We start from the raw sequence: 20,201 nt of genomic DNA on the forward strand, positions 1-20,201 counted from the left end.
ACCGGGGCTTTGCCGGTCGCGGCTGAAGCCGCTCCTACAAGGGGGCAGGCGCCTGAAGGCGCCGCAGCGCGCTCAGCGCGCCCGCGACTTCGGTGCGGCCCCGGCGGCCGGCGGCTCGCTCGGCTTGGTGCCGCCCGCGGCAGGGCGACCGAAGCCGGTGCCGAGGTTGCGCTGGAACTCCTGCCACAGCTCCATGTTGCGCTCGGTCAGCTGGTTCATCATGGTCCACGGGGTCTGCCCGAGCAGATTGCCCATCTGCTGGCGGAACTGCTGCTGCTGGTCCAGGAACACCTGCATGCTGCGCTCCAGGTAGTTGCCCATGAAGCCCTGCAGCGAATCGCCGTAGAAACGGATGATCTGGCTGAGCAACTGGGTGGACAGCATCGGTTCGCCGTCCTGTTCCTGGTCGGCGATGATCTGCAGCAGCACTGCACGGCTCAGGTCTTCGCCGGTCTTGGCGTCGCGGACCTCGAATTCTTCGCCGTCGATGATCAGCTGGCGGACGTCTTCGATCGTGATGTAACTGGAAATCTCGGTGTCGTAGAGGCGGCGATTGGGATACTTCTTGATGATGCGGATCTCAGCCATGAAGCGTTCGCTCTTGACGGTAGGCGCGCAGCATGGCGCAGCGCAGCAGGGCTTGCAACCGCCAAAAGCCCCTGAACTCGGGCCCGACGGCAAAAAAAATGCTGCGCAGCACGCGCGCAGCACGGGTACGAAGCGCGCAACGCCAGCTGCAGCATTTTCGGTAGCGTTACCTCGGCGGTGCCGCCTGCGCGCCTGAGCGGTTCAGTCGCCTGCCGCTACCAGCCCATGTGGTGGCCGCCGTTGATGTCCAGGTTCGAGCCGGTGATCCAGGCCGCCTCTTCGGCGACCAGGAACGCGACCGCGTAGGCGATCTCTTCCGGCCTGCCCAGGCGCCCGGTGGGGATGTCGGCGATGATCTTGGCGCGCACCTCTTCCGGCACCGACATCACCATGTCGGTGGCCACGTAGCCCGGCGACACCGTGTTGACGGTGATGCCGTAACCGGCGTTCTCGCGCGCCAGGGAAATGGTGAAGCCGTGCATGCCGGCCTTGGCCGCGGCGTAGTTGGCCTGGCCGTACTGGCCCTTCAGGCCGTTGATCGAACTGATCTGGATGACCCGGCCCCAGCGCTGCTTGCGCATGCCTTCGATCACCGGGCGGGTGACGTTGAACACCGAATTGAGGTTGGTGTTGATGACCTCGTGCCACTGCTCGGCGGTCATCTTGTGGAAGGTGGTGTCGCGGGTGATGCCGGCGTTGTTGATCAGCACCTCGATCGGGCCGAGCTGCCGCTCCACTTCCTGCACCAGCGCCTGGGCGTGGTCGGGCGAGGCGACGTCGCCGGCGACGATGGCGACGTCGTGACCGCGTTCGCGCATGCGCTGCTGCCAGGCCTGCGCCTTGGCCGCGTCGCGGTAGTTGCTGGCCACGCGGTGGCCCTGTGCGGCCAGCCGCTCGCAGATGGCGGTGCCGATGCCGCCGGTACCGCCTGTGACCAGCGCAACGCGTGATGTCATGGATTCGCTCCGGATGGGGGAAGAGGAGAGGGCCGCGCCGCAGCCGAAACCCCGATTCTAGTCAGCCTTGGCGTCGCTGGGGATACCGGCCGCGTCCGCTAGCCTCCGATCTTGCGCCGGCAGCCGCGCCGGCTCGAACGCGCGCAGCGCCGCGGCCAGCAATGCGGTTACCGAGCCGGCCCCGGCCAGCGCTGCCGGGGCCTGCCCCAGCAGGGTCCAGGCCAGGCGCAGCGCGGGCAGCGGATCGGCGTCGTCCAGCGGCAGCGCCGCATGCGACTTGGACAGCTTGCGGCCGTCGTCACCGAGCAGCAGCGGCAGGTGCAGGTAATTCGGCGTCGGCAGGCCCAGTGCGCGCTGCAGCAGGATCTGCCGCGGCGTCGAATCGAGCAGATCGGCGCCGCGGACCACGTCGCTGATGCCTTGCGCGGCATCGTCGACCACCACCGCCAACTGATAGGCCCAGCAGCCGTCGGCGCGCAGCAGCACGAAATCGCCGACCTCGGCATGGACGTCCTGTTCGACATCGCCGCGTACCCCGTCGCGAAACCCGACCGTGCTGCCCGCGGCCACGCGCAGGCGCAGCGCCGGCTGCGGCCGCGCCTGCGCGGCCACGCAACGGTGGTGCACGCCGCCTTGCGCGGCCAGTTCGCTGCGGCTGCAACTGCAGGCGAACGCCTGGCCGCGCTGCAGCAGGCGCTGCGCGGCGGCCTGGTAGAGCGCAGCGCGCTCGCTCTGGCGCAGGATCGGCCCATCGGCTTCCAGTCCGCAGGCGCGCAGGCTGGCGAGTTGGCGCTCGGCCGCGCCGGGCACGCTGCGCGGCCGGTCCACGTCCTCGATGCGCAGCAGCCACTCGCCGCCGGCATGGCGCGCCAGCAGCCAGCTGCCGAAGGCGGCGAGCAGCGAGCCCAGGTGCAGCGGGCCGGTGGGCGAGGGCGCGAAACGGCCGCGGTAGGGAGGCGAGGACATGGGCAAGCTGAATCGTCGGTCAGGTATGCGCTTGAATTCAAGCTGTACGCGCCGCAGATTCGAGCCAGTCCTTCATTTTTCTTGGTGCGGAGTCCACGCCTACATGTTCAATCGAATCGCCTTGTTCCTCATCACCAATCTGGCGGTGCTGGTGCTGGCCGGCATTGTCATGTCCGTGTTCGGGATCAATCCCAACCAGATGGGTGGCCTGCTGGTGATGGCCGCGCTGTTCGGCTTCGGCGGCTCGCTGGTGTCGCTGCTGCTGTCCAAGTTCATGGCCAAGCGCGCCACCGGCGCGCAGGTGATCACCGAGCCGCGCAACCACACCGAGCGCTGGCTGCTGGAGACGGTGCGGCGGCAGGCGCAGGCCGCCGGCATCGGCATGCCCGAGGTCGCGGTCTACGAAGGCCCGGAGATCAACGCCTTCGCCACCGGCGCCAACCGCAACAATGCGCTGGTCGCGGTGTCCACCGGCCTGCTGCAGAACATGACCGAAGACGAAGCGGAAGCCGTGCTCGCGCATGAGATCAGCCATGTCGCCAATGGTGACATGGTGACGATGGCGCTGCTGCAGGGCGTGCTGAACACGTTCGTGATCGTGCTGGCGCGGGTGGTCGGCGGGATCGTCGACGGTTATCTGTCCGGTAACCGCGACGGCGGCCGCCGCGGTCTGGCCTACTACGCCATCGTGATGGTGCTGGAGATGGTGTTCGGCCTGTTCGCGACGATGATCGCGATGTGGTTCTCGCGCTACCGCGAGTTCCGCGCCGACGCCGGCGGCGCCGGCCTGGCCGGGCGCAACAAGATGATCGCGGCGCTGCAGCGGCTGGAACTCAACCATGGGCAGAGCACGCTGCCGTCGCAGGTGCAGGCGTTCGGCATCGCCGGTGGCCTGGGCCAGGGCCTGCGCAAGCTGTTCATGAGCCACCCGCCGCTGTCCGAGCGCATCGCCACGCTGCGCGCCTCGCATAGCAATGCGACGGTGAGCTGAGGCAGGAAGCGGGCTGTCACGCTCTCGGATGGCGCTTCGGCGGACTCGAGCCACCGACTGCACCTGACAGTCGGCTCGGGCAACGCCAGGCAGGTCACCCTGCCTGGCGTTGCTTTTTGCAGGATCGTGTGGATTTGCAGGATCGTGTGGAACGGCTTGGCCGCTGCCGTTGCGAATCCCCAATCCCGAATCCCAAATCCCGGCCTTCAAGCAAAATCGAAGGTCATCCCCGGTCCCGCCAGGCCCACGAATTCGCCCTGCACGTAGTCGACGCCGGCGCTGAACAGCAGGCTCATCGACGTGGCGTCGGTGACGAACTCGGCGATGCTGCGGATCCCGGCCGACTGCGCGCGCTCGGTGATCTCGCGGATCTTTTCCTGGTGCTCGCGGGTCTGCGCCAGGTCCTGGGTAAAGCCGCGATCCAGTTTCAGGAACGAAGGCTGGAAATGCGCCAGCAACTGGAACGAGTCCAGGCCCGAGCCGAACTGCTCCAGCCCGACCTTGCAGCCCAGCCCGGTGGCGGCCGCCAGGAACTGCTGCGCATTGCGCAGGTGGGTGAACACCTTGGCTTCCGGCGTCTGCAGCCACAGGCGCTCGCCGGGCACGCCGTGCGCGGCCAGTTCGCGGCGGATCAGCTCCACCATCTGCAGGTCGGCGAAGGCGTCCGGGCTGATCTTGACCAGCAGGCTGGTGGCATGGCCGGCGCGCTGGCGCTCGCCGATCACCGCGATCGCGCGCGCCACCACCCAGCGGTCGATCTCGGCCATCAGCCCATGTTCGGTGGCGATGCCGAGGAACGTGGTCGGGCCGATGATCTCGTCATTGCGCTCCAGGCGCAGGTAGGCCTCGTACAGTTCGTGCGGCTCGCCCTGCAGGTTCAGCACCGGCTGGTAGTGCAGCAGGAAGCCGTCGCCGGCCAGCGCGTCGCGCAATTGCTGCACCCAGCGCTGGATGCGCTCTTCCTCGACCCGGTCGGCCGCGCCGGGGTCGAAGATCTTGCAGGCGTTGCCGCCCAGCTCGATGGTGGCCTGCACGTTCTCGCTGGCGCGGGCCAGGACCTGGCCGACGGTGGCGATCTTCTCGCCGATCTGCACGCCGCCGATGCTGACGGTGACCGTGGCCGAGCGCTCGCCGACGCTGAACACGTGCGCGGCGTAGGCGTTGAGCAGGCGCTCGGCCTGCGCCGAGGTGCGGCCGTAGTCGCCCTGCAGCAGCAGCGCGAAGTTGTGCTCGCCGAAGCGCGCCGCCTGCACGTCGCCGTCGATCGCCGCGGCCAGGTGCTGGGCCAGCGCCGCGACAAGTGCGTCGGCCGAGTCCAGGCCGATGTCGGCCAGCAGCCGCGTGTAGTGATCGGGTTCGACCAGCAGGAAGCCGTAGTGGCCGTCGCCGCGGCCGACCTGGGCCACCGCGTTCTCCAGCGCCAGCATGAAGGTGGGACGGTTGAGCAGGCCGGTGACCTGGTCGCGCTGGCGCAGGTCCTCGACCTCGCGCGCCAGTTCCGGATCGAATTCCTCGCGACGGCGGAACACCACCTGCACGCAGGCCTCGCCCTCGTAGCTGGCGGTGGCGAACTCCATCGTCGCGGGGAAGCTCTCGCCCTCCATGGTGCGCGCGTCGACCTGGTACTGCGCCGGCGGTGGTTCGCCCTTGCCCAGCGACTTCAGCAGTTGCTTGAATTCCTCCACGTGCTGCGGCGCGACCATGTCCAGCAGCGAGACGCCTTCCACGTCGTCGAACGAGGCGAAGCCGAACATCTCCAGATAGGCGTCGTTGGCGCGGATGTGCATGCCTTCGTGGATGTACGCGATCGGGTCGCGCGAGGAGGCGATCAGCGCATCGCAGCGGCGCTCGGTCTCGCGCATCTGCGCCTCGATCCGGCGCAGGCCGCGGCGCGCGTGCAGGTCGGCCCAGGTGTTGCGCAGCACCGACAGCAGGTGCTCGGGACGCTGGCGCAGGGCGATCGCGCGCGCGCCGCCGGCCACCGCCTCGACCCATTCGTTCTCGTCGATGCTGTCGGCGAGCAGGATCACCGGGATGTCCTTGCCGCTGGCGCCCACGCGCTGCAGCACCTGCGGCAGCGGGATGGCCTGCGAACGCGCGCTCAGCACCAGGTCGATCGGCTGCGCGGCGAGCATCGCGCCCAGTTCCTCGGCGTGCTGCGGCCGCGACGGTCGCACCGCGATGCCGCTGTTGCGCAGGCTGCTGACGATCGCTTCGGCGTCTTCACCGCTGTCGTCGACGATCATCAGGCGCAGGGTGGTGTCTTTGCCTGTTTGCATGAAGCCTCCCGGAGACGGGGTTTAATACACGATGCCCGCAGCGGCGTCCATGTGTGGCCGGGATTGGGGATGCGGGATTGGGGATTCGCAAAGGCGCGCTTCGATGTTTAAGCCCAGCTTTGGGCAACCCACGAACGTTCAGGCACCGGGAACCGCTGTTACGAATCCCCAATCCCCAATCCCCAATCCCCAATCCCGGCCTTCAGGCCACCATGCCGGCCGCGTGGCCCGAGGCCCAGGCCCACTGGAAGTTGTAGCCGCCCAGCCAGCCGGTCACGTCCAGGACCTCGCCGACGAAGTACAGGCTGCGCACCTGGCGCGATTCCATGGTCGCCGACGACACCTGATCGGTGTCCACCCCGCCCAGGGTGACCTCGGCGGTGCGGTAGCCCTCGGTGCCGCTGGCCACCAGCGGCCAGGCGCCGAGCAGGGCGGCGGCGGCGCGCAGCTGCGGTTCGTCGAGCTGGCGGACCGGCTTGTCCGGCAGCCAGACTTCGCACAGGCGCTGCGCGAAGCGGCGCGGCAGGGCCTCGCCCAGCACCGTGCGCAGCTCGGCGGCGCCGCGCAGGCGCTTCTGCTCGCGCAGCCACGCGGCCGCGTCCTGCCCGGGCAGCAGGTCCAGGCGCAGGTCGTCGCCCGGCTGCCAGTACGAGGAGATCTGCAGGATCGCCGGGCCGCTGATGCCGCGATGGGTGATCAGCATGAAGTTGCGGAAGCTGGCGCCATTGCAGCTGGCTTCCACCGGCAGCGCCAGCCCCGACAGGTCCTGCAGGCGTTCCTGGTGCTTGCCGCTGAGGGTCAGCGGCACCAGTCCGGCGCGGGTCGGCAGCACGGCGTGGCCGAACTGGCGGGCCAGGTCGTAGCCGAAGCCGGTGGCGCCCAGGCTGGGAATGGACAGCCCGCCGCTGGCCACGACCAGCGAGGCGGCGTGCACCGGGCCGTCGTCGCTGTCGATGCGGAACCCCTCGCTGTCGCGTTCCACGCTGCGCACGCCGCACTGGGTGCGGATGGTGACGCCAGCCGCGTCGCATTCGTCCACCAGCATGCGCACGATCTGCTTGGAGGAAATGTCGCAGAACAGCTGGCCCAGTTCCTTCTCGTGATAGGCGATGCCGTGGCGTTCGACCATCTCGATGAAATCGGCCGGGCGGTAGCGCGCCAGCGCCGATTTGCAGAAATGCGGGTTGGCGGACAGGAAATTTCCCGGGCCGGTGCCGGTGTTGGTGAAGTTGCAGCGCCCGCCGCCGGACATCAGGATCTTCTTGCCGACCTTGTTGGCATGCTCGATCACCCGCACGCGGCGCCCGCGGCGGCCGGCGGTCAGCGCGCACATCAGCCCGGCGGCGCCGGCGCCGATGACCGCGACGTCGACCCGGATCGGCTCGGCGCGCGCGCTCATGCCGCGGCTTTGCGCACCGTCGGGGTGAAGGTGACGCTGCCGTCGTCGCCGAGCAACTGCACTTCGCCGTCCTGGATCACGACGTCGAAACGCATGCTGCGCTGGATCAGCTCGGCCGCCGCCGCGACCGCGTCGCCGGGCAGGTCGATCACCTGCAGCGGCTTGAGCTTGAGCAGGCCGGAGGCGTTCTTCTCCCACCAGATGTCGGCGACGCGGCCGCCGTAGTTGGCCACCACCACTTCGCGGGCGCGGCCGCAGGCCTTGCGGATGCGCGATTCGTCGGGCTGGCCGACCTCGATCCACTGCTCGATCGCGCCGGTGTAGTCCATCCGCCACAGGTCCGGCTCGTCGTCGCTGCTCAGGCCCTTGCCGAACAGCAGGCGCTCCTCGGCGAACAGGGCGAAGGTCAGCAGTCGCGCCATCAGCCGCTGGTCGGTTTCGGACGGGTGCTGGGCCAGGGTCAGCGCATGCGCCGCGTAGTAGCCGCGGTCCATGTCGGAAATCTGCAGGTCGGCCTTGCGGAGGGTGGCGGTGAGGGCCATGGGGGCACCGGAAGCAAAAAAGAGGACCATGATAGTGGTTTGCTCGAGGCTGTCCGAGACGGTGCTTCTGGATCGACGCGATTGGTGGCACGCTTCCAGCCCGCCGTCCTGGTTGCCCGGTCCATGTCACGCCCCCGTTCCCGACGCCTGCAGATCGAAGGCGCTCCCTTCATCTGCGGCGTGCGCCCGCTGCGCGATGCTGCGGCCGCGGCCGTGGTATTCGCCGCCCACGGCGCGGGCCGGCATCTGCGGCTGTGCTTCCGCTCCGATCCTGCGCAGGGGGGCCTGGCCGGCGACGCCGGGCTGGAGGCCGGCGCCGTGCGCGCGGCGGCGGGACGCTGGGTCAGCCTGCACCGTCCCGGTGTGATGCGGGCGCTGATCGAGGCCGGGTTGGCGCACACCGCGCCGGCAGGGCGCCTCGAGGACGGCTGGCAGTTGCTGGCGGCTGTCACCCTGCCGGCCGACAGCCTGGACCACGCCGGTGAGCCGGCATGACCGCACCCAGTCGCCTGCAATTGCCGCCCGGCGCGTGGCCGACCCTGCTGGACGGACTGTGCGCGCGGTTTCCGCAGGTGCCGCGCGGGCACTGGCTGGACCGCTTCGCGCGCGGGCGGGTGCAGGACCGGCATGGCCGGCCGTTGCCGGCGTCGCTGCCGTACCGGGTCGGGCTGGAAGTGCGCTATTTCCGCGAGGTCGCCGACGAGGCGCCGATCGCCGGGGTGGAGCGGATCGTCCATGCCGACGCGCATCTGGTGGTGGCCGACAAGCCGCACGGGCTGCCGGTGACTCCGTCCGGGCGCTACGTGCGCGAGACCTTGCTGGCGCGGCTGGTGGCGCGGCTGGGCAATCCGGCGCTGGTGCCGCTGCACCGGCTGGACCGCGCCACTGCGGGGCTGGTGCTGTTCTCAGCCGATCCGGGCAGCCGCGCCGCCTACCAGGCGCTGTTCCGCGAGCGGCGCATCGCCAAGGCCTACCAGGCGCTGGCCCCGGCCTTGCCAGGACAGGCGTTTCCGCTGCTGCGCGCGAGCCGGCTGGTGCGCGGCGAGCCGTTCTTCCGCATGGCCGAGGTCGACGGCGAGGCCAACAGCCTGACCCGGATCGCCGTGCTGGACGCGCCCGACGGACCGCTGTGGCGCTACGCGCTGGCGCCGGTGACCGGCCGCAAGCACCAGTTGCGCGTGCACATGGCCGCGCTGGGCGCGCCGATCCTTGGCGATGCGCTGTATCCGCAGTTGCGCGCGGAGGAGGAGGAGGGCGGCGTCCCCGATGTGCTGCAGCTGTTGGCATGCGGGCTGGCGTTCGACGATCCGCTCAGCGGGCAGGCGCGCAGTTTCGCCAGTGCGCAGACCTTGGCCTGGCCGTCGGCGTGATGACGCGACCGAACTCCGCGAGACGCTTCGCGCCGCACCCTCACCCCAACCCCTCTGCCGGCGGGAGCGGGGTTATGCGCCTGGCGGCTGTTTCCCTTCTCCCGTCGGGACCATGGTCCCCTTTTCGGGGGAAGGTGCCCCGCAGGGGCGGATGAGGGTACGGGCGCAGCCTCGTGCACCCAAACTCCGCGAGTCGCTTCGCGCCGGACCCTCACCCCCAACCCTCTCCCGACGGGAGAGGGGCTTTCAGTGTCATAGTGGACGACGATTGCGTGCGCCGGCAGGTCATCTCAGTGGAACGCCCGGCAAGGGGAGGGCGGCTGCGCACTTTGCGTAGAACGGCAGGGGTATCGACTGCGCTGCCGCAAACTTTAGGCCTGGGTTCAGCATCTTTGTGGGCGATCTCGGTTTGTCTACACAAACATGTCGCTTTTTGCGGACGACCCGCGTATGGTAGGTCCCACTGTGTTTGCTAGGGTCACCGTGAATCGTGGCCTGGTGCAGTTGATCTCGCGATCCGCTTCATCGTTCCGCTTTACCAACGCCTGCAACTCAGTCTCGGCCCCGATACCCGGTGGCTGCGATTTCTTCAATCCAATGTTTCAGGAGTTAGTAAATGAGCGAGCGTCAGGGTGGTACCGTGAAGTGGTTCAACGATGCCAAGGGCTTCGGCTTCATCACCCCGGAAAGCGGCCCGGACCTGTTCGTGCATTTCCGCGCGATCCAGGGCACCGGCTTCAAGTCGCTGCAGGAAGGCCAGAAGGTGACGTTCGTCGCCGTCCAGGGCCAGAAGGGCATGCAGGCCGACCAGGTGCAGGCCGTCTAATTTAGACGCCAGCTACCGCAAGGTTGCCAAAACGCCGGGAGCGCAAGCTCTCGGCGTTTTTATTTGTGCGTGTGCGTCGCTGCGGCCCAGCTTGGAGCCGCGCCCGCGTTGGCCCACAGGCGCCTCTGCAGTCGCGTCGGGGTGCAGAGACCTTGCGCGGTGCCTGTAGTCGCGATCCCCATGCGGGCCCGGCTACCATGGCCGCCCCCGCGCCTTCGGAACCGCTGCCATGATCACCGTCCACCACCTCAACCAGTCCCGTTCCCAGCGCGTGCTGTGGCTGCTGGAGGAACTGGCGCTGCCCTATCAGGTGGTCAAATATCAGCGCGACAAGCAGACCATGCTGGCGCCGCCGGAGCTGCGCGCGATCCATCCGCTGGGCAAGTCTCCGGTGCTGGTCGACGACGGCCACGTGCTGGCCGAGTCCGGCGCGATCCTCGATTACCTGGTGGAGCGCTACGACACCGAGCGCGCGCTGTCGCCGTCGCCGCAGCCGCTGGAGGCGCCAGAGCGCCTGCGCTACCGCTACTGGATGCATTACGCCGAGGGTTCGGCGATGCCGCCGTTGCTGATGAGCCTGGTGTTCGGGCGCATCCGTTCGGCGAAGATGCCGTTCTTCGCGCGGCCGATCGCCCGCGCCATCGTCGACAAGGCGATGCACAGCTTCGTCGGCCCGCAACTGAAGCTGCATCTGGACTGGATGGAGCGCGAACTGGCGGCCACCGGCTGGTTCGCCGGCGACCGCTTCACCGCCGCCGACGTGCAGATGAGCTTCCCGGTCCAGGCCGCGGCCGCGCGCGCCGGCCTGCAGGCCTATCCGAACCTGGCCGGCTTCGTGCAGCGCATCGAGCAGCGTCCGGCCTACCAGCGCGCGCTGCAGCAGGGCGGGCCGTTCGAACTGCTCGGCAGCGGCAAGGCCGGCTAGGGCGCGTCCTTCGTCCCCACGCGGATTGCGGCCCGTGGCGAGGGCGTTCGATACGCTGCGCTACGTTGCTTCACGGTTGCGGCGTGCGCGGCTGGCACTGGCGCACGAAGGCGATGCTGTCGGCCATGACCGGCAGCGTCGGATCGTCCTTGCGCAGCGCCAGCGCCAGGCGCAGATGGCCGACGCCCGGATAGATCTTCAGCTCGGCGGGCACGCCGGCGCGGTGCAGGGCCGCCTGCAGCGAGCGGCTGTCGCGCGGTTCGACCACGCGGTCGTCGGCGCCGTGCAGCAGCAGCGCCGGCGGTTCGTCGCCATCGACGAAGGCCACCGGCTGCGAGCGCCGCTGCTGCGCCGGGTCGCGGCCGAACATGCCGATCAGGTCGGTGTCGGTCAGCGGCAGGAAGTCGTAGGGGCCGGCCAGGCCGACCAGACCGCACAGTTGCCGCGGCGACAGGCCCTGCGCCTGCAGCCAGCGGCCGTCGGTGGCCAGCAGCGCGGCCATGTGCGCGCCGGCGGAGTGGCCCATCAGCACCAGCCGGCGCGGATCGCCGCCGTGCTCGGCGGCATGCCGTTGGCTCCAGGCGACCGCGGTGGCGGCGTCGTGCATGAAGCCGTCCAGGGTCACCTGCGGGTACTTGCGGTAGTCCGGCACGATCGCGACCACGCCATGCCGTGCCAGCGCCTCGCCGGCCCAGCGGTACTGTTGGCGGTTGCCGGTCTTCCAGGTGCCGCCGTGAAAGAACACCACCACCGGCGCGTTCTGCGCCGCGACCGGGCGATAGACGTCCAGCTTCAGGCCATGCGCCGCATCGAACACGATCCCGCGCTGCTCGCTCAGCCCGTTGCGCGCGGAGCCGGCGTTGAGGCCGCCGAAGAACACGCTGCTGCAGGCGGAGACCAGCAGCGAGGACAGGGCGACCAGCAGGTGGCGCGGCCAGCGTGGCGGCAACGGCGAACGTTCGGACATGGACGGTACCTGCAGGAAAGGAGCGGGAGCATGCCGCATGCCTGTGTCGGCAGCGAGTGCATGGCGTCGGCGGCACTGCCGGCAAGTACGCGCAAGATGTCGCTGCGGATGCGCTGGCCCGGCTGAGTCCGCCATTTCCTTCTCTCGCCGGGAGCGTGATTCCCTTTTCGGGAAGGTGCCTGGCAGGGCGGATGAGGAGAGGGTAGGGGCTTGTGCACCCAAACACCGCGAGACGCTTCGCGCCGTACCCTCACCCCAACCCCTCTCCCGGTGGGAGAGGGGCTAGCGCTGCACCTTCTTCCATCTGGAGAAGGTGCCCCGCAGGAGCGGATGAGGGTCCGGGCGCAGCCTCGTGAATCCAAACGCAGCGAGGCGCTTCGCGCCGCGCCTTGACCCCAGCTCCTCTCCCGATGGAGAGGGCTGTAAGCTGGCGCGTATGCCTGCATTGCGCTTCGATAACCGTTTTACCGCCGAGCTGCCTGGCGATCCCGAGCGCGGACCGCGTTTGCGCGAGGTGGTGGGCGCGCTGTGGTCGGAGGTCGCGCCGACCCCGGTGGCCGCGCCGCAGTTGCTGGCCCATTCGCGCGAAGTGGCGGCCATGCTCGGCTTGTCGGAGCAGGAGGTGCTGGCGCCGCAGTTCGCCGAGGTCTTCGCCGGCAATGCGCTTTACCCGGGCATGCGGCCGTATGCGACGAACTACGGCGGCCACCAGTTCGGGCATTGGGCCGGTCAGCTCGGCGATGGCCGCGCGATCGCGCTGGGCGAGGCGCTGGGGGCGGACGGGCAGCGCTGGGAGCTGCAACTCAAGGGCGCCGGGCGCACGCCGTATTCGCGCGGCGCCGATGGCCGCGCGGTGCTGCGCTCGTCGATCCGCGAATTCCTGTGCAGCGAGGCGATGCATCACCTCGGCGTGCCGACCACGCGCGCGCTGAGCCTGGTCGCCAGCGGCGAGCGCGTGGTGCGCGACATGTTCTACGACGGCCATCCGCGCGCCGAGCCGGGCGCGGTGGTGTGCCGGGTGGCGCCGTCGTTCGTGCGCTTCGGCAGTTTCGAACTGCCGGCCGCGCGCGGCGAGACGGCCTTGCTGCGGCAACTGGCCGATTTCGTGATCGATCGCGATTTCCCCGAGCTGCGCGCACGCGGCGCCACGCGCCATGCCGACTGGTTCGGCGAGGTCTGCACGCGCACCGCGACGATGGTCGCGCACTGGATGCGGGTCGGTTTCGTGCATGGAGTGATGAACACCGACAACATGTCGATCCTGGGCTTGACCATCGACTACGGCCCGTACGGCTGGATCGACGACTACGATCCGGACTGGACGCCGAACACCACCGATGCCCAGGGCCGCCGCTACCGTTTCGGCACCCAGCCGCAGATCGCGTACTGGAACCTGACGCGGCTGGCGCAGGCGCTGGCGCCGCTGTTCGCCGACGTCGCGCCGCTGCAGGCCGGGCTGGCGCGTTTCCGCGAGACATACGCGCAGGCCGAACGCGACAACACCGCCGCCAAGCTCGGCCTGTCTGCCTGCGGCGAGACCGACCTGGCGCTGATGCAGGACCTGCTGCAACTGCTGCAGCAGGGCGAGGTGGACATGACCCTGTGGTTCCGCGGGCTGAGCGCGGCGCAACTGCCGGCGCTGGAGGACCTGGCCGTGGCGTTCTACGACCCGGCCAAGCTGGCCGCGCAGGCGCCGGCATTCGAGGCCTGGCTGGCGCGCTATGCGCAGCGGCTGCGCGACGATCCGCTGCCGGCGCCCGCGCGCGCGGCGAAGATGCGCGCGGCCAACCCGCGCTACGTGTTGCGCAACTACCTGGCGCAGCAGGCGATCGACCGTGCCGAGCAGGGCGACGCCGAGGGCATCGCCGAATTGCTGGAGGTGCTGCGCCGGCCCTACGACGAGCAGCCGGGACGCGAGGCGTTCGCGGCGCGGCGCCCGGACTGGGCGCGCGACCGCGCCGGTTGTTCGATGCTGTCGTGCAGTTCCTGACGAAACACGAAGCACTGCAGCAGGGGCTTCGGCTCAGACGCTTTGCCGGCAAGGTGTCGGAGCTGAAGCCCCTCCTGCAGAAGACTCGGCATCGCCGCGATTTCGCAGTCGCGTCGTCAGACCCGGGCGGGCGTCAGCGCGACGAAGGCGCGCGATAGCGCCAGGCGGCGAGGAAGCTGGTCACCACCTCTGCGGCCAGCGCCTGCTGGCTGTCGCGATCGGGGGCCTGCCCGTTGAGCATCGCGCCGGGATAGGCGTAGCCGATCGCCGCGCCGATGAAGGCGCTGGCGGCCAGCGTGGGCGAGGCCACGCGCACGTCGCCGCGCGCATCCAGCATCTGCAGCAGGTCGCTCAGGCGCTGGCGCAGGCGCCCGGTGCGGCGCTGGTGCATCGATTGCAGCAGGTCCGGCATCTGCGCGCTGGCCTGCACCAGCAGCCGGTGCAGGCGCAGCGAGGACGGCGCGTACAGGTGCGCCTGCACGGTCAGCGCGATCTGCTGCAGCGCGCGCGGCAGGTCCTGCGAGGCCGCATCGCCGATGTTCTCCAGCTGCGCCTGCAGTTCCTCGTTCAATGCCTCGAACACCTGCATCAGCAGGTCGGCCTTGCTGGAAAAATGGTTGTACAGGCTTTGCCGGGTGAGCCCGGCATGTAGCGCGATCTGCTCCAGCGAGACCTCCAGGCCGTGCTCCAGCAGCAGCTCGCGCGCGGCGTGCAGCAACCGCGGCCGCGCCAGCGCCGGGCGCCCGCGCTGGCGCCCGGGCGGCACAATCGCCCGCGCTTCCGCCGTCGCCGCGGGGGCGCGAGGCGGCGTGGCGCGGACGATTGTGCGATCCTTCATGCTTATTTATTTGTCTTTAAGTAAATTAAATGATCCTCCCCCCAGCTTCCAGGATCAAGCGCATGCCTGCGCCTTTCGTCCAGCGTTCCTGCCGCACGCTGTCGTTGCTGCTGTCCGTCGCCCTCGTCACGCTCGCCGGCTGCAAGGGCGAGCGCACCGCGCCGCCGGCGCAGGCCAGGACCGTGGGGGTGGTGACCTTGCAGCCGCAAAGCGTGCCGCTCAGCGCCGAACTGGCCGGGCGCACCGCCGCCTCCGAAGAATCCGAAGTGCGCCCGCAGGTCGGCGGCATCCTGCGCAAGCGGCTGTTCGAGGAGGGCGCGATGGTGCGCGCCGGGCAGCCGCTGTTCCAGATCGAGCCGGTCCTGTACCAGGCCGCGGCCAACGAGGCGCAGGCCAACCTGGCTACCGCCGAGGCCACGCTGGCCACCGCCAAGCTGCGCGCCGAGCGCTACCGCGAACTGGGCAAGACCCGGCTGGCCGCACAGCAGGACGTGGACGACGCCCAGGCCACCTACAAGGAAGCGCTGGCCAGCCGTGACGCCAACCGCGCCGCGCTGGACACCGCGCGCACGCAGTTGCGCTTCGCCACCGTGGAGGCGCCGATCAGCGGCCGCATCGGCCGCGCGCGGGTGACCCCGGGCGCGCTGGTCACCGCCAGCCAGGCCGATGCGATCGCCAAGATCCAGCAACTGGACCCGATGAACGTGGACATCACCCAGTCCGGCAGTCAGTTCCTGGCGCTGCGTCGCGCGATCGCCGACGGCGGGGTGCAGCCGGCGACCGCCGAAGTGCGGCTGAAGCTGTCCGACGGCAGCGACTATCCGCTGCCGGGCACGCTGCAGTTCGCCGACATCGACGTGGAAGAAACCACCGGCAGCGTGACCCTGCGCGCGCGCTTCCCCAACCCTGACGCGCAGCTGCTGCCGGGCATGTACGTGCGCGCGATCGTCGGCCAGGGCATCCGCCAGCAGGCGCTGCTGGTGCCGCAGGCGGCAGTGGACCGTACGCCGCGCGGCGACGCGCAGGCCTGGGTGGTGGGCACCGACAACATCGTGCGCCAGCGCCAGTTCACCACGCTGCGCGCGGTCGGCGACCGCTGGCTGGTCGGCGACGGGCTCAAGCCCGGCGAGCGGGTGGTGGTGGAGGGCCGACAGGGCCTGAGCGACGGCGCCAAGGTCACGGTCAAGCCGGCCGCCGCTGCCGCCGGCCAGGGCTGATCCGGCATGCTCGCGCGCTTCTTCATCGCCCGCCCGATCTTCGCCTGGGTGCTGGCGATCTGCATCATGGCCGCCGGCGCCATCGCCGTGTTCACCCTGCCGGTGGAGCAGTATCCGGACATCGCCCCGCCTGGGGTCAACGTCACCGCCACCTACAACGGCGCCTCGGCGCAGACGGTGGAGGACAGCGTCACCCAGGTGATCGAGCAGCAGATCAAGGGCATCGACCACCTGCTGTACTTCTCCTCGACCAGTTCCTCGTCCGGGCAGGCGCGGATCAGCATCACCTTCGACCAGGCCGCCAATCCCGACATCGCCCAGGTGCAGGTGCAGAACGCGGTCAACCAGGCACTCAACCGCCTGCCGCAGGAAGTGCAGCAGCAGGGCGTGACCGTCTCCAAGTCGCAGGGCGACAGCCTGATGGCGGTGGCGCTGTACGACAGCACCGACCGGCTGGACAACGTCGACATCTCCGACTACCTGATCAGCACCCTGCAGGACCCGATCAGCCGCATCAACGGCGTCGGCGAGATCAACGTGTTCGGCGCGCAGTACGCGATGCGCGTGTGGATGGATCCACACAAGCTCAACGCCTACAACCTGATGCCCGGCGACGTGCGCAGCGCGATCGAGGCGCAGAACACCCAGGTCACCGCTGGCGAACTCGGCGCGCTGCCCACCGGCGCCGACCAGGAGCTCAACGCCACGGTGACCGCGCAGTCGCGGCTGCAGACCGCAGAGCAGTTCCGCGCCATCATCCTGGCCACCCAGGCCGACGGCTCCAGCGTGCGCCTGGGCGACGTGGCGCGGGTGGAGATCGGCGCGGAGAACTACCAGAACAGCGCCACGCTCAACGGCCATCCGGCGTCCGGCTTCTCGGTGACGCTGTCCTCCGGCGCCAACGCGGTGGCCACCTCCGACGCGGTGCGCGCCACCATCGAGCGGCTCAAGCCGACCTTCCCGCCGGGCATGGAGGTCGCCTACCCGCGCGACAGCACGCCGTTCGTGCGGATCTCGATCGAGGGCGTGGTGCACACCCTGATCGAGGCGATCGTGCTGGTGGTGGTGGTGATGTTCCTGTTCCTGCAGAACGGCCGCGCCACGCTGATCCCGGCGATCACCGTGCCGGTGGTGCTGCTGGGCACGTTCGGCATCCTCGCCGCGGCCGGCTTCACCATCAACACGCTGACCCTGTTCGCGATGGTGCTGGCGATCGGCCTGCTGGTGGACGATGCGATCGTGGTGGTGGAGAACGTCGAGCGGATCATGCACGAGCAGCATCTGCCGCCGCGCGAGGCGACCGAGCAGTCGATGGGCGAGATCACCGGCGCGCTGATCGGCATCACCGTGGTGCTGGGTGCGGTGTTCCTGCCGATGGCGTTCTTCGGCGGCTCCACCGGCATCATCTACCGCCAGTTCTCGATCACCATCGCCTCGGCGATGGCGCTGTCGGCGCTGGTCGCGCTGACCCTGACCCCGGCGCTGTGCGCGACCCTGCTCAAGCCGGTGGAAAAGGAGCGCCAGCTCGGACGCTTCTTCCGCTGGTTCAACCGCGGCGTGGAGCGCAGCCAGCACGCCTACCAGCGCCGGCTCGGCACGATGCTGCGGCAGCCACGGCGCTGGATGGCGCTGTACGCGGTGATCGTGCTGGCGATGGCGGCGCTGTACGCGCGCATGCCGACCGGCTTCCTGCCGGTGGAGGACCAGGGCCAGGTGCAGATCCAGTTCACCACGCCCGAGGGCACGCCGCTGGCCAAGACCGAGGCGCTGGGCCGGCGCATCAACGATTACTTCATGGCCCACGAGAAGAACAACATCACCGCGGTGTTCATGGTGATCGGCCGCAACAACGCCGGCACCGGTCAGAACGCCGGCCAGGCCTTCGTCGCGCTGCGGCCCTGGGGCGAACGCAACCGCGACAACACCGCGCAGGCGATCATCGACCGCGCCAATGCGTATTTCCGCGGCACCGCCGACGCCAAGATCAGCGTGCTGTCGCCGCCGGCGGTGCGCGGCCTGGGCCAGTCCAGCGGCTTCGAGCTGTGGATCCGCGACAGCGACGGCGCCGGCCGCCCGGCGCTGCTGAAGGCGCAGCAGCAGGTGCTGCAGGAGGCCGGCGACGATCCGCAGCTGACCGCGGTGCGGCTCAACGGGCTGGGCGACAAGGCGCAGCTGCAGGTGGACATCGACCAGGCCCAGGCCAGCGCGCTGGGGCTGGCGCAGAGCGACATCAACACCACGCTGTCCACCGCGTGGGGCGGCAGCTACGTCAACGACTTCATCGACCGCGGCCGGGTCAAGCGCGTCTACGTGCAGGGCGATGCGCCGTACCGTTCGCTGCCGGAAGATATCGGCCAGTGGTACGTGCGCGGCAAGGACGGGCAGATGGCGCCGTTCGCCAGCTTCGCCAGCACCCATTGGACCCGCGGGCCGCAGCTGCAGCAGCGGTTCAACGGCCTGCCGGCGTCGCAGATCCAGGGCGGGGCCGCGGCCGACAGCAGTTCCGGCGAGGCGATGCAGCGGATGCAGGCGCTGGTCGCCAAGCAGAAGGGCTTCGACCTGCAGTGGAGCGGCCTGTCCTACCAGGAGCAGCTGTCGAGCAACCAGACGCTGTGGCTGTACACCGCCTCGATCGTCTTCATTTTCCTGTGCCTGGCGGCGCTGTACGAGAGCTGGTCGATTCCGGTGGCGGTGCTGCTGGTGATCCCGCTGGGCGTGCTCGGCACGGTCACCGCGACCACCCTGGCCGGCTTCGTCAACGACATCTATTTCCAGGTCGGCCTGCTGACCACGATCGGCCTGTCGGCGAAGAACGCGATCCTGATCGTCGAGTTCGCCGAGGCCGAGCAGCGCGCCGGGCGGCCGTTGCTGGAGGCGGCGCTGGAAGGCGCGCGGTTGCGCCTGCGGCCGATCGTGATGACCTCGCTGGCGTTCGTCGCCGGCGTGCTGCCGCTGGCGCTGTCCACCGGCGCCGGCGCGGCCAGCCGCCGCGAGATCGGCGTCAGCGTGATCGGCGGCATGCTCTCGGGCACGCTGCTGGCGGTGCTGCTGGTGCCGCTGTTCTTCGTGCTGGTGCGGCGCCTGCTGCATGGCCGGGCGGCGGAGACGCAGGCCGGGTAGGGCGTAGACGGGCAATGCGGCGGCGCTGCACGGCGCCGCATTGCGCCTAAAATGAGCGCTTCCCCACGCTGCGATGTCCCGATGAACGATTCCTCCTGCTGCGGCGCGCCCAGCGACGCACCGGCCCACTGGTCCGGACGCATCCGCGATATCGCCGATTTCCCGAAGCCGGGCATCGTGTTCAAGGACATCACCCCGCTGCTGGCCGACGGCCCGGATTTCGCCTCGGCGCTGGACGAGATGGCGCGTCCCTGGCGCACCACGCCGCTGGACGCGGTGCTGGGCATCGAGTCGCGCGGCTTCATCCTGGGCGCGGCGCTGGCGCACGAACTGCGCACCGGTTTCGTGCCGATCCGCAAGCCGGGCAAGCTGCCGGGCAGGACGGTGACCCAGGACTACACGCTTGAATACGGCAGCGACCGCATCGAGATGCACGCCGACGCGCTGCCGGCCGGCGCGCGGGTGCTGATCGTCGACGACGTGCTCGCCACCGGCGGTACCTTGCGCGCGGCGCTGTCGCTGGCGCGGCAACTGCAGCTGGAGATCGTCGGTGCGGTGGTGCTGGTCGAGCTGCAGGCGCTGCAGGGGCGCGAGCGCTGGAGCGATGCGGTGCCGCTGTTGGCGACGCTGACGTACTAGGGCGGGACGGTCGGTGCGGATGGACGTCGTCGTGTGCGGCGCGCGGTCCTGCGCGCACGGCGAGGGCGACGGACTACCGCGGCAGCGGCAATCGAGCCGGGCGAGCGCTCGTTGGCGGGCGATGTCGATCCGCGGCTGAATGTGTCAACCGCGCGCATTCGCCCGCGAACTGCGTGGCTTACCGTTTTCCGCATGCGATCGGCATGCGACGGGTGGTGGCACGATGAACGGACAAACGCTGTTGCTGGCCTTGGCGGCCGCATTCGCGCTGGCCAAGCTGGTCTCGGCATTGCTCGTGGCGATCTGGCCGGGCGGCACAGCGGCGATCGCCGCTTCGCGTCTGGGCCGCTGCGTCTACGCCAGCGGCAAGACCACACCGGTGCTGCTGGCGCTGACCCTGCTGCTGTACGCGGTGCTGTTCGAACCGCCGGCGCAGCTGCGCGCCTGGTTAGCGCTGGCGCTGCTGCTGGGCGCGGCGCTGGCGCTGCCGATCATCCACCTGCGCCGCAGCCGGCGCGGCAGGGGCGGGGCGCATCCGCTGCGGCAGTGGTCGCGGATCGTGCGGCTGCGCTGAGCGGGTCGAGGCCG

At 69.7% G+C, this 20,201-nt stretch carries 18 protein-coding genes; 10 read left to right on the forward strand and 8 right to left on the reverse strand.

All coding sequences use genetic code 11. From position 1 onward, the window contains the following. Nucleotides 1-72: 72 nt before the first annotated feature. The 3 genes from phaR to gluQRS all read right to left on the reverse strand — a co-directional run bounded on the left by phaR (nucleotide 73) and on the right by gluQRS (nucleotide 2,510). Nucleotides 73-588: a polyhydroxyalkanoate synthesis repressor PhaR gene (gene phaR / locus H9658_RS00610; protein WP_009597630.1), complete on the reverse strand. Its 516-nt coding sequence runs from the start codon at nucleotides 586-588 to the stop codon at nucleotides 73-75. Nucleotides 589-803: 215 nt separating this feature from the next. Next, a complete protein-coding gene (phbB, locus tag H9658_RS00615) occupies nucleotides 804-1,544 on the reverse strand; it encodes a beta-ketoacyl-ACP reductase (protein WP_179565313.1) in 741 nt (246 codons plus the stop codon). Nucleotides 1,545-1,601: 57 nt separating this feature from the next. Further along, nucleotides 1,602-2,510, reverse strand: a complete 909-nt coding sequence (gene gluQRS, locus H9658_RS00620; RefSeq protein WP_191823999.1) for a tRNA glutamyl-Q(34) synthetase GluQRS — start codon at nucleotides 2,508-2,510, stop codon at nucleotides 1,602-1,604. A 103-nt stretch (nucleotides 2,511-2,613) separates the two neighbouring features. Here gluQRS and htpX point away from each other — a divergent pair, with 103 nt between their 5' ends. Then, the gene (htpX, locus tag H9658_RS00625) at nucleotides 2,614-3,501 is read left to right on the forward strand and encodes a protease HtpX (protein ID WP_191824000.1); all 888 of its coding nucleotides are present in this window, start codon (nucleotides 2,614-2,616) and stop codon (nucleotides 3,499-3,501) included. 206 nt (nucleotides 3,502-3,707) lie between these two features. Here htpX and H9658_RS00630 read toward each other — a convergent pair whose 3' ends face one another. The 3 genes from H9658_RS00630 to H9658_RS00640 form a co-directional block, all read right to left on the reverse strand. After that, on the reverse strand, nucleotides 3,708-5,780 hold the full coding sequence (locus H9658_RS00630) for an EAL domain-containing response regulator (RefSeq protein WP_179565307.1): 2,073 nt from the start codon (nucleotides 5,778-5,780) through the stop codon (nucleotides 3,708-3,710). Between the two features lie 202 nt (nucleotides 5,781-5,982). Next, entirely contained in the window at nucleotides 5,983-7,179 is a 1,197-nt protein-coding gene (locus H9658_RS00635; protein ID WP_191824001.1) for a BaiN/RdsA family NAD(P)/FAD-dependent oxidoreductase, read from the reverse strand. Further along, the gene (locus tag H9658_RS00640; protein ID WP_191824002.1) at nucleotides 7,176-7,721 is read right to left on the reverse strand and encodes a YaeQ family protein; all 546 of its coding nucleotides are present in this window, start codon (nucleotides 7,719-7,721) and stop codon (nucleotides 7,176-7,178) included. Before H9658_RS00640 ends, H9658_RS00635 begins: the two co-directional genes overlap by 4 nt. 123 nt (nucleotides 7,722-7,844) lie before the next feature. Here H9658_RS00640 and H9658_RS00645 point away from each other — a divergent pair, with 123 nt between their 5' ends. The 4 genes from H9658_RS00645 to H9658_RS00660 all read left to right on the forward strand — a co-directional run bounded on the left by H9658_RS00645 (nucleotide 7,845) and on the right by H9658_RS00660 (nucleotide 10,842). After that, the gene (locus H9658_RS00645; RefSeq protein WP_191824003.1) at nucleotides 7,845-8,216 is read left to right on the forward strand and encodes a hypothetical protein; all 372 of its coding nucleotides are present in this window, start codon (nucleotides 7,845-7,847) and stop codon (nucleotides 8,214-8,216) included. Continuing rightward, nucleotides 8,213-9,091, forward strand: coding sequence for a pseudouridine synthase (locus H9658_RS00650; protein ID WP_191824004.1), 879 nt, complete (start codon nucleotides 8,213-8,215; stop codon nucleotides 9,089-9,091). Before H9658_RS00645 ends, H9658_RS00650 begins: the two co-directional genes overlap by 4 nt. Before the next feature lie 616 nt (nucleotides 9,092-9,707). After that, nucleotides 9,708-9,917, forward strand: coding sequence for a cold-shock protein (locus tag H9658_RS00655; protein ID WP_033483465.1), 210 nt, complete (start codon nucleotides 9,708-9,710; stop codon nucleotides 9,915-9,917). Nucleotides 9,918-10,146: 229 nt separating this feature from the next. Next, nucleotides 10,147-10,842 carry a glutathione S-transferase family protein gene (locus tag H9658_RS00660; protein ID WP_179565298.1) on the forward strand — a complete coding sequence of 232 codons (696 nt, stop codon included), beginning with the start codon at nucleotides 10,147-10,149 and terminating at the stop codon, nucleotides 10,840-10,842. A 70-nt stretch (nucleotides 10,843-10,912) separates the two neighbouring features. Here H9658_RS00660 and H9658_RS00665 read toward each other — a convergent pair whose 3' ends face one another. Next, nucleotides 10,913-11,809, reverse strand: coding sequence for an alpha/beta hydrolase (locus H9658_RS00665; protein ID WP_191824005.1), 897 nt, complete (start codon nucleotides 11,807-11,809; stop codon nucleotides 10,913-10,915). A gap of 436 nt (nucleotides 11,810-12,245) precedes the next feature. Between H9658_RS00665 and H9658_RS00670 the strand changes: the two genes are divergently transcribed. After that, complete coding sequence (locus H9658_RS00670) at nucleotides 12,246-13,799, forward strand: protein adenylyltransferase SelO (RefSeq protein WP_191824006.1); 1,554 nt, start codon at nucleotides 12,246-12,248, stop codon at nucleotides 13,797-13,799. Nucleotides 13,800-13,932: 133 nt separating this feature from the next. On the opposite strand, the gene H9658_RS00675 is transcribed toward H9658_RS00670, so the two are convergent. Beyond that, nucleotides 13,933-14,637: a TetR/AcrR family transcriptional regulator gene (locus H9658_RS00675; RefSeq protein WP_225209653.1), complete on the reverse strand. Its 705-nt coding sequence runs from the start codon at nucleotides 14,635-14,637 to the stop codon at nucleotides 13,933-13,935. A gap of 62 nt (nucleotides 14,638-14,699) precedes the next feature. Between H9658_RS00675 and H9658_RS00680 the strand changes: the two genes are divergently transcribed. The 4 genes from H9658_RS00680 (at nucleotide 14,700) to H9658_RS00695 (ending at nucleotide 20,187) form a co-directional block, all read left to right on the forward strand. Beyond that, the gene (locus tag H9658_RS00680; RefSeq protein WP_191824007.1) at nucleotides 14,700-15,854 is read left to right on the forward strand and encodes an efflux RND transporter periplasmic adaptor subunit; all 1,155 of its coding nucleotides are present in this window, start codon (nucleotides 14,700-14,702) and stop codon (nucleotides 15,852-15,854) included. A gap of 6 nt (nucleotides 15,855-15,860) precedes the next feature. Beyond that, nucleotides 15,861-18,974 (forward strand): efflux RND transporter permease subunit, encoded by a 3,114-nt coding sequence (locus H9658_RS00685; RefSeq protein WP_179565290.1) that lies wholly within the window; start codon nucleotides 15,861-15,863, stop codon nucleotides 18,972-18,974. An 81-nt stretch (nucleotides 18,975-19,055) separates the two neighbouring features. Further along, a complete protein-coding gene (locus H9658_RS00690; RefSeq protein ID WP_179565288.1) occupies nucleotides 19,056-19,613 on the forward strand; it encodes an adenine phosphoribosyltransferase in 558 nt (185 codons plus the stop codon). A gap of 223 nt (nucleotides 19,614-19,836) precedes the next feature. Continuing rightward, the gene (locus tag H9658_RS00695; RefSeq protein WP_191824008.1) at nucleotides 19,837-20,187 is read left to right on the forward strand and encodes a hypothetical protein; all 351 of its coding nucleotides are present in this window, start codon (nucleotides 19,837-19,839) and stop codon (nucleotides 20,185-20,187) included. Nucleotides 20,188-20,201 lie beyond the last annotated feature (14 nt).

Source organism: Xanthomonas bonasiae, assembly GCF_014836395.1.
Lineage (GTDB): Bacteria > Pseudomonadota > Gammaproteobacteria > Xanthomonadales > Xanthomonadaceae > Xanthomonas_A > Xanthomonas_A bonasiae.

Coding starts and splice junctions, on each gene's coding strand:
- phaR (WP_009597630.1), bottom strand. CDS start 588: ATGGCTGAGATCCGCATCATCAAGAAGTATCCCAATCGCCGCCTCTAC.
- phbB (WP_179565313.1), bottom strand. CDS start 1,544: ATGACATCACGCGTTGCGCTGGTCACAGGCGGTACCGGCGGCATCGGC.
- gluQRS (WP_191823999.1), bottom strand. CDS start 2,510: ATGTCCTCGCCTCCCTACCGCGGCCGTTTCGCGCCCTCGCCCACCGGC.
- htpX (WP_191824000.1), top strand. CDS start 2,614: ATGTTCAATCGAATCGCCTTGTTCCTCATCACCAATCTGGCGGTGCTG.
- H9658_RS00630 (WP_179565307.1), bottom strand. CDS start 5,780: ATGCAAACAGGCAAAGACACCACCCTGCGCCTGATGATCGTCGACGAC.
- H9658_RS00635 (WP_191824001.1), bottom strand. CDS start 7,179: ATGAGCGCGCGCGCCGAGCCGATCCGGGTCGACGTCGCGGTCATCGGC.
- H9658_RS00640 (WP_191824002.1), bottom strand. CDS start 7,721: ATGGCCCTCACCGCCACCCTCCGCAAGGCCGACCTGCAGATTTCCGAC.
- H9658_RS00645 (WP_191824003.1), top strand. CDS start 7,845: ATGTCACGCCCCCGTTCCCGACGCCTGCAGATCGAAGGCGCTCCCTTC.
- H9658_RS00650 (WP_191824004.1), top strand. CDS start 8,213: ATGACCGCACCCAGTCGCCTGCAATTGCCGCCCGGCGCGTGGCCGACC.
- H9658_RS00655 (WP_033483465.1), top strand. CDS start 9,708: ATGAGCGAGCGTCAGGGTGGTACCGTGAAGTGGTTCAACGATGCCAAG.
- H9658_RS00660 (WP_179565298.1), top strand. CDS start 10,147: ATGATCACCGTCCACCACCTCAACCAGTCCCGTTCCCAGCGCGTGCTG.
- H9658_RS00665 (WP_191824005.1), bottom strand. CDS start 11,809: ATGTCCGAACGTTCGCCGTTGCCGCCACGCTGGCCGCGCCACCTGCTG.
- H9658_RS00670 (WP_191824006.1), top strand. CDS start 12,246: ATGCCTGCATTGCGCTTCGATAACCGTTTTACCGCCGAGCTGCCTGGC.
- H9658_RS00675 (WP_225209653.1), bottom strand. CDS start 14,637: ATGAAGGATCGCACAATCGTCCGCGCCACGCCGCCTCGCGCCCCCGCG.
- H9658_RS00680 (WP_191824007.1), top strand. CDS start 14,700: ATGCCTGCGCCTTTCGTCCAGCGTTCCTGCCGCACGCTGTCGTTGCTG.
- H9658_RS00685 (WP_179565290.1), top strand. CDS start 15,861: ATGCTCGCGCGCTTCTTCATCGCCCGCCCGATCTTCGCCTGGGTGCTG.
- H9658_RS00690 (WP_179565288.1), top strand. CDS start 19,056: ATGAACGATTCCTCCTGCTGCGGCGCGCCCAGCGACGCACCGGCCCAC.
- H9658_RS00695 (WP_191824008.1), top strand. CDS start 19,837: ATGAACGGACAAACGCTGTTGCTGGCCTTGGCGGCCGCATTCGCGCTG.